At 67.5% G+C, this 7,462-nt stretch carries 5 protein-coding genes and 3 pseudogenes; 3 read left to right on the top strand and 5 right to left on the bottom strand.

The window, feature by feature from the left end:
• Positions 1-30: 30 nt before the first annotated feature.
• Both istB and istA read right to left on the bottom strand, forming a co-directional pair.
• A complete protein-coding gene (gene istB, locus POF73_RS37360; protein ID WP_272123723.1) occupies positions 31-819 on the bottom strand; it encodes an IS21-like element helper ATPase IstB in 789 nt (262 codons plus the stop codon).
• Positions 816-2,471: pseudogene (gene istA, locus POF73_RS46390) on the bottom strand (IS21 family transposase). The gene istB and the pseudogene istA overlap by 4 nt, the downstream one beginning before the upstream one ends.
• A 185-nt stretch (positions 2,472-2,656) precedes the next feature.
• On the opposite strand from istA, the pseudogene POF73_RS37370 reads away from it, so the two are divergent.
• Positions 2,657-2,853: pseudogene (locus tag POF73_RS37370) on the top strand (response regulator transcription factor); the annotation flags it as partial.
• A 125-nt stretch (positions 2,854-2,978) separates the two neighbouring features.
• Here POF73_RS37370 and POF73_RS37375 read toward each other — a convergent pair.
• A complete protein-coding gene (locus tag POF73_RS37375) occupies positions 2,979-3,413 on the bottom strand; it encodes a subtilase-type protease inhibitor (RefSeq protein WP_272123716.1) in 435 nt (144 codons plus the stop codon).
• Between the two features lie 815 nt (positions 3,414-4,228).
• Between POF73_RS37375 and POF73_RS37380 the strand changes: the two genes are divergently transcribed.
• Positions 4,229-4,432 (top strand): hypothetical protein, encoded by a 204-nt coding sequence (locus tag POF73_RS37380; RefSeq protein WP_272123717.1) that lies wholly within the window; start codon positions 4,229-4,231, stop codon positions 4,430-4,432.
• Between the two features lie 47 nt (positions 4,433-4,479).
• Here the strand turns inward: POF73_RS37380 and POF73_RS37385 are convergent, their stop codons facing one another.
• Positions 4,480-4,755, bottom strand: a complete 276-nt coding sequence (locus tag POF73_RS37385; RefSeq protein ID WP_272123718.1) for a hypothetical protein — start codon at positions 4,753-4,755, stop codon at positions 4,480-4,482.
• A 496-nt stretch (positions 4,756-5,251) separates the two neighbouring features.
• On the opposite strand from POF73_RS37385, the gene POF73_RS37390 reads away from it, so the two are divergent.
• Entirely contained in the window at positions 5,252-5,857 is a 606-nt protein-coding gene (locus tag POF73_RS37390; RefSeq protein WP_272123719.1) for a dihydrofolate reductase family protein, read from the top strand.
• Positions 5,858-6,584: 727 nt separating this feature from the next.
• On the opposite strand, the pseudogene POF73_RS37395 reads toward POF73_RS37390, so the two are convergent.
• A pseudogene (locus tag POF73_RS37395) lies at positions 6,585-7,408 on the bottom strand (IS5 family transposase).
• Between the last annotated feature and the right edge of the window lie 54 nt (positions 7,409-7,462).

Genomic DNA, 7,462 nt, shown 5'->3' on the forward strand with positions numbered 1-7,462 from the left:
GTCGGTCGGCCCCTCCCGTGTGGCGCCCGGTCAGCTGACCTGGGCTCGTTCGGCTTGGGCCTTGGTGTGGGCGAGGCGGTAGGACTCGGTGCCGGTCTGGATGATGGCGCCGTTGAAGGTCAGCCGGTCGACGATGGCCGCGCAGAGCCGGGGGTCAGTGAACGTCTTCGTCCAGCCGCTGAATCTCTCGTTTGAAGCGATCGCGGCACTGTGCTTCTCCTGACGCTCGGTCAGGACCTGAAACAGCAGCTCAGCGCCCCTGCGGTCCAGTTCCATGTAGCCGAGTTCGTCAATGCACAAAAGATCGACACGGCCGTAGCGGGCGATCGTCTTGGACAGCTGCTTCTCGTCGGCGGCTTCGACCAGTTCGTTGACGAGTTTGGTGGCCAGCACGTAGCGGACGCGGAAGCCGTGCATCGCGGCCTCGGTGCCGAGCGCGATCAGCAGGTGGGACTTGCCGGTGCCGGAGTCGCCGATCAGGCAGAGCGGCTCGCCCTTCTTGACCCAGTCGCAGGTGGCGAGGGTGTTGACGGTGGCCGGGTCGATGTTGGGGTTGGCGTCGAAGTCGAACGCCCGCAGGCTCTTGTCTCGGGGGAAGGAGGCGGCCTTGATCCAGCGTTCGGAACGCCGGCGGGCTCGGTCGTCGCACTCCGCAATCAGCAGCTCGGAGAGGAACGCCCGATACGACATCTGGTCGCGTGCGGCGCCTTCGGCGAGGTCAGCGAACTGCTGGCGGATGGACGGCAGCCTGAGCATCCGGCATGCCTGGTCGATCGATGCGGTGGCGGCTTCTTCGGTCAGTCCGCGCTTGCGTGTCATGATCCCTCTTTCTCGCCGGCCGTGCGGCCGTGCCGTTGCGGGAGCTGGTCGTAGTGGGCCACCGACGGCAGCGGCCGGGTGTCGGGCGGCAGGTGGGACAGCTTCCAGTCGGAACAGGAACGTGACCGTGCCGCCCGTCTCCTCCTGCGACTGGACGGAACGACCCCTGGTGGGCTTCGTGGGCTGGGTGAAGGTCTCGCCTTCGGCGATCTTGCGGGCCTCCAGCGCGACGGCGTCCGCGGTCAGCGCGCCGGCCCGGCGGGCCGCGGCGAGTCCGGCGACGACGTGTTCGTGTTCCATGTGGCGGCCCAGCAGCAGCACCTCGATCAGGGCTCTGGTGCCGGCCGCCTCGCCGTGGGCGGCGCGGGCCGCGGTCCACCAGGCTTCATGGACGGGTGTGAACTTTCCTGCGGCCTTGGCCTGTTCGAGGGCGGTCGCTCCAGGAAAGGCGCCCGGCTTGCGCAGGAGAGCTTCCAGGTAGTGGTCCAGGACCAGGCGGGACTCGCCCCGGCCGCTGAGCCGTTCGTGGTGGGCGACCACGCTGCGGCCGTCATAGACGACCAGGTCGTTGGCGTGCAGCAGCACCCGCAGCTGGCGGCCGATCAAGCGGACCGGGGACCGAGTAGGAGCTGCAGCGGACGGTGACCTGGCCGAAGCGGTTGACCCGCGGAGTGAACCAGCGGCCGGTCTCGAACACCTCCCTGGGCAGTGGCCGCAGCAGTGGCTGTTCCCGGGAGAAGGACTCGCCGATGGTCCGGGTCTTCGTCCGCAGGCGGCGGCCCTCGTCGTCCACGTCCCACTGGTCGACCATGGCGTTCAGCTCGGTCAGCGAGGCCACCTCGGGGACGGGGACGAAGTGATTGCGCCGGTAGTAGCCGATCTGCCCCTCGACGCCGCCTTTCTCGTGGGCGCCCTCGATGCCGGGACGGCAGTAGAAGGCATCGATGCCCCAGTGCGAGCGGAAGGCAGTCCAGCGATCGTTCTCCACCCGGGCCCGGCCCGAGCCCAGGACCCGTTCGACCGCGGTCCGCAGATTGTCGTAGCGGATCCGGCCCCGGGGAATGCCGCCTAGCTTCCGGAACGCGTGCACGTGCCCTTCGAAGAATGCTTCCTGGCCGCAGGAAGCGAAGACCCGGTGCACGGCCTTGCCGGAGTAGGACGACCGCAACGAGAACAGATAGACCTTGGTCATCTGGCCCGCGAGCATCACGTGGACGTCGCCGAAGTCGACCTCCGCCTCCGCACCGGGCGGATGGGTCTGCGGCACGAACACCGTGTCCGGGCCCACTCCGGCCTGTCGGCGGGCCTCCTTGCGTGGGTCCTTCACATACGCACGGACCATCGCGTACGAGATGTCGTCCGCCTCGTGGCCTTCGCAGGCGATCGAAGATGCGCTGGGCAGTGTGCCTCTGCTTGGGCGGAGCGTCCAGGGCAGCGAGCAGCATTCCGTCGATCAACGGCTTGTAGGGATCGAGCCTCGACTCCTTGCGCCGCTGCTTCTTCCGGGGCTCCGGCCACTGCCCGTCCAGAGCCCGCCGGACGGTCCTCCACGTCACGTTGTGCGTGCGCTGAAGCGCCCGCAGCGACATGCCCATCTGGGGATCCCGGCGGATCGCCGCGTACAACTCGACCTTCGACTGCGAGTTACCCATGAGGCCCCCAGCGGGAGAAGCACACCTCACAGTCGCACCGCAAGCCCCCAAGTGACGTCAAAACAAACTGACATCGCAAACTCGGGCAGATGGTGACTCCCGCAGTCACTGCGAAACGGCTCTCGCAGTCACGCACATAACCATACGACCACCTACGACACCGAGACTGACATCACCCGTGCCATCGAGGCGGGCGTACCGACGGCGAACGCGACATCCTCGCTCGGCTCGCCCGCGGCATCGGCAACCGTGACATCGCCCGTGCGCTCTACATGAGCGAGGCCACCGTCAAGGCCCGCCTGCGTCGCAATCCATGAAAAACTCGGCGCCGAAACACGCCGAGGCCGCCGTATCGGCCGCGAAAGAGCGACGTCTCGTGCCGCGACCCGCGGACGCAGTATGCGGCCCGGACCTCCGCCGACGACAAGCTGAACACTTAGGAGACGGGCGCGCCCGAAACGCTGCGGCGCGCCCTGTCTGTGAGTGGCTTTACTGAGCCGTGGTGGCTCAGAAGGCAAATGCCGAAGCCCCCTGAGTTTCCATGATGCAGCGATTGGCGAAGGTGTGCTCGTAGTTTACGCGTGTACCACGCCATACGCCTTGAACAGTCACGACGATGGGACGGTATTCCTTCGTGCAAGGTTGTCCCGTCCCGTTTGTGCGAAGCGTGGCCAAGCGGTCGAAGTCACCGTTCACACGGTCCAGATCCGCACAAGCCTGCCGCGGATCGGGGTGTGTCCCGGTGGTGGTGTACGCACAGTTCAGCGTCACTGCGCGCTCCGGTGCCGTTGTGGCCGCCTTCTCGCCGTGGCCAGTGGTCATCACCAAGGCCGAAGGGTCGTACAGCGAGGCGGGGGCGCTATGGGCGGGCATACTCAAAGGACCCGCGAGCGCCGCCGTAAGCAGAGCTCCTGTCATTGCCCAGCGTGTCATCGGGCGCATGATGAATCTCCTTTCTGTTTGCGGTGTTCGATGCCTCGAAGTACCCGCCTTGTTGCTCTCGTCTCAGGACAGTAGAGCTGTATTTCTTCTCATCGCTGAAATTCAGACCCTATTGCTTCTTCAATCAGTGGCTCGATTGGTCACCAGTGCTCAGGGTTGAGGAGGTGAGAGGCCTTGCCAATCTGTTCGCCGATTGAAGATGTGGCCGATGTGTCAGAGTTTGAAATGGCCTGAAATGCGTGAGCGTCTTTCGGCCCCGACCTGCGCGACGGCGCACGGCACGGGGCAAGGAGGCACATCCTGGGCGTATGGCTGGGTCGGGGCGGGGCGGGGCAGGAGCTGCGTGGTGGGCGGCCGCTCCCGCCACTTCTGGGTTTCGTGATGGCCGAATCCCTGGAGGACACCCGCTGCGGCCCGTCCCAGTGGAGCCGTCGGCGTTGCCGCGCAGGGACACGTGGTAGCGAAGCCGAGCGGGCGTCGCGGCCTTGGGGGCCGGTGCCGTGATGGCGGCACCGGTGGCGCGTGTTGCCACCAGCAGGCCGAGCCGGACAATGAGCAGACGGCGACCGGCCCTTGACCGCCACGCGTGTGCGCGTAACAACCACATGGCAACGGGTCATGCCACGTCAGTCTGGTAGGAGTGGCCCAGCCGCAGCCCGTGATTTTGATGTAGGGATTGCGGCTCGTCGCCGGTAAAACCGGTTTGTGATCGCGTCTGATGGTGGCGCGGCCAGTCGGACCATGCCCTCCTCCACAGCCCCGCTACGCAATATGCGCTGCCCAGCGGTGCTGCTTTCCCCTTGGAGGCTGGCTGGGTGAACAGCGAGGCTCTGCGCCGTGCTGGTTATGCCGCCACAATCCCGGATCTTGCGGCAGGGGAGATCCTGCGCCGGGACGGATCCGCTGAGCCGCTGGGTACCCTGCGCGAGTTCGGCGCCCTCGGCCCCGTGCGCGCTCTCATTCCCGCGGCGGCCCACGAAGCACAGGTGGAGGCGCTGCGCGAAGCCGCCGCCCGGTAAGCCGCGGCCGGCGGGGCCTGGGTGCAGGATGCCTGGGTCGAACCGCATCAAGCCGACGTCTGGGTCACCGCGGCGACCATCGAGCCAGGGCTTCCCCTACGAGCCCACCTCGCTTGCGTCCTGGACCCCGACGGTTGGCGCGAGCGCATCCTCCGGTTCACGGCGGACCGGGGCAAGGTGGAGAGCTCCGCTCCCGGGGACCAGGTCTTTCCGTTGGGGGTGTCGCCGAGGGCGGCGGCGGAGGCGGGACCGGTGGCCAGGGCGGCCAGGGTCAGGACGGTGGCGCCGATGGTGGCGAGGATGGTCTCCTTTGGTGTGTTCATGGCCGGGATCATGGCAAGCGGCGGCCCGGGGGCACACGACCCTCGGGGCGTAGCCGAAACAGCTACAAACGGATCGTCACCCCGCCTGCCGCCCTGCCGCCCTGCCGCCCTGCCGCCCTGCGGCCCTGGCGGCCCTTCAGGACCTGATGCTGAAGGGGCCTGGGCTGCCCAACGGGCAAGGAGCTCCAGGGCGTTGTCGGCGACCGTCAGGCAGTTCTGACGGTCGCGCGGAGTGCTCGCGATCGCGGGCCGTTCGTGGGTGGGCTGAGCTGGGGCTTTGGCGGAACTCAAACCGCCGTTCCCAATCGCGTGGAGATCATTAGCCGACTGCGTGCATAGTGCAATCATGTAGGCCTCCGGCCCTCCGAAGCGGTGCCGCTCGGCCGGCCTGATCGGCTGCAGCGTCATGGGTTTTCTCGTTTCTCCACAGCGCGGCCGATGAGTTTGTGGCTCCCGGCCGGTCCAAGCTCGTGACACCCTAGGAAAGGACACCGCCATGTCGGAGCTTCTCGTCGACTTCATCACCTCCCTCGACGGCTACGCATCGGGAGAGGGATGGCCCGGGTTCTGGGGCCTGGAGGGCCCGGAGTACCTCGCATGGCTCGGCAAGCAGCCCGAGGCCACGTACCTGATGGGAGCGAACACCTACCGCCTGATGTCGGGCTTCGCCGCAGGCGAGGTCCCGGATGGCCAGGACGAGTTCAGGCCCGAAGAAGAGGCGTCCGTCGACGAGCTCACGCAAGCGTCCAAGGTGGTGTTCTCCTCCTCCCTTGAGGAGCCACTGACGTGGGCCAACTCCACGCTCGTCCGCGACGACGCCGTCGAGGCGGTCCGCGCCATGAAGTCGAGTGGCTCGGGGCTCCTCAGCACGATCGGCAGCCTCAGTCTGTGCCGGTCCCTGCTACGAGCCGGACTCGTCGACCGCTTCCGGGTCGTGATGTTCCCGGTGATCACGGGGGCCACGGGCGAGGAACGCATCTACGACGGCTATCCGGACGTTGCCCTTGAGATGATCGAGCACCGCACCTTCGACGGCCGCATCCAGCTGGTCGAGTACAAGCCCCGCGTGCTCGATCACCCGCCGCTCGGCGTCCCTGCGTGACGTCGCCCCGTCCGCCGGTCTGGACGGCCGCCAGGCCGCCGCCGGCGGGCGCGGAGCAAGACCTGATAACGGGTGAACGGCCAACGTCATGACTCCCGGTCCAGGTCGTGTCGAGGGAGTGGATCAGCCGAGCGACCGCCCCGCGCGGTGGCCTTCCTGTGTCATCGGGGATGCGCAGGTGGGCATATCGGTCTGGTGCTGGCCGACGTCTCTGATGAGAAACAGTAGATAGCCGTGGTGATCCACTCGCAGGTGGCGGGATTGTTGACCACTGCCGGATCGGCTTTGGGTTTTGGACAGCTGCTGCGTCCAACCGGCGCCGATCATCCCTGGCACGGTCGCCGCTTCAGTGCGGGCTGGGCCCCCGCGGTGAGCTGGAGTATCGCCGTGTACGGGCCGACGTGGTGGCGGAGTTCCTCGCGGGCACCGCTGTCGACGAGGGTCTCTGCCGCCGTCGCGTCCGCTTCGTGCGGCTGCGTGGCGGTCTCACCGCGCCGACAGGTGCTTCTCTTCGGCGCCTGACGGTGGACCGCGCGACGCTCATGCGGGCGCCGGGGGGCGAGCTCGGTGGGCAGGTCGTGTATCCCTGGTCGGCCTCGTCGCGGACCGGCCGTAGGGCGACGGGCGCGTGGCGGAGTGCCCGTGGTGGCACTTTGTGTCAGCCGGAGTGCCGTGCCGCCGTAGTCGGTCGCCTTGTCACCGTGTAGGGAGCGGGGGTTAAGAGCTCCTAACAAAGGCGTTGGACGTGTCGGTGGGTGATCAGGCAGGTGGCGAGGCCGAGGAACGCCTCGTGGATGTCATCGCGTCGCTCCCAGCGGATCCGAAGCCGGCGCAAGCCGTGCAGCCAGGCGATCGTCCTCTCGACCACCCAGCGAAAGGTGCCCAGGCCGGAGCCGTGCGGTTGGCCGCGTTCGGCGATGAGTGGGCGGATGCCGCGCTGCCACAGCAGGCGCCGGTACTTGTCGTGGTCGTAGCCGCGGTCGGCGAGCAGTGCGTCCGGACGTCGGCGTGGACGGCCGACACGACCGGCAACAGCAGGGACCTTGTCCACGAGAGGCGGCAACTGGGTGACGTCGTTGCGGTTCCCGCCGGTCAGCGACACCGCGAGCGGGATGCCCTGGCCGTCGACGAGGACGTGGTGCTTGCTGCCCGGACGTGCGCGGTCGACCGGGCTGGGCCCGCTTTTGGGCCCCGCCGAGCGGCCCTGACATGGGAGGAGTCGATCACCGCCCGGGACCAGTCGAGTTTGTCCGCCGACCGCAGCTTCTTCAGCAGCACCACATGCAGCTGGTCCCACACGCCTGCTTCGTTCCAGGCAGCCAGGCGGCGCCAGCAGGTCATACCCGAGCCGAATCCCAGCTCCTGCGGCAGGTACTCCCATTGGATGCCGGTATGCAGCACGAACAGGATCCCGCACAGGGCCTGCCGGTCCGGCACCCGTGGCCGGCCCGAGACCACCTTCGGCCCCGCCTCCGGCAGCAACGGCTCGATCAGCGACCACAGTTCATCCGAGACGATCCACGGTCGCGACTGTCGCTTCCCCACGACCACACCAGTGAGCAGACAGACCGACAGTCACACGATTACCGACTTCTGTTAGGGCGT

The organism is Streptomyces sp. HD (assembly GCF_028369295.1).
Taxonomy (GTDB): domain Bacteria; phylum Actinomycetota; class Actinomycetes; order Streptomycetales; family Streptomycetaceae; genus Streptomyces.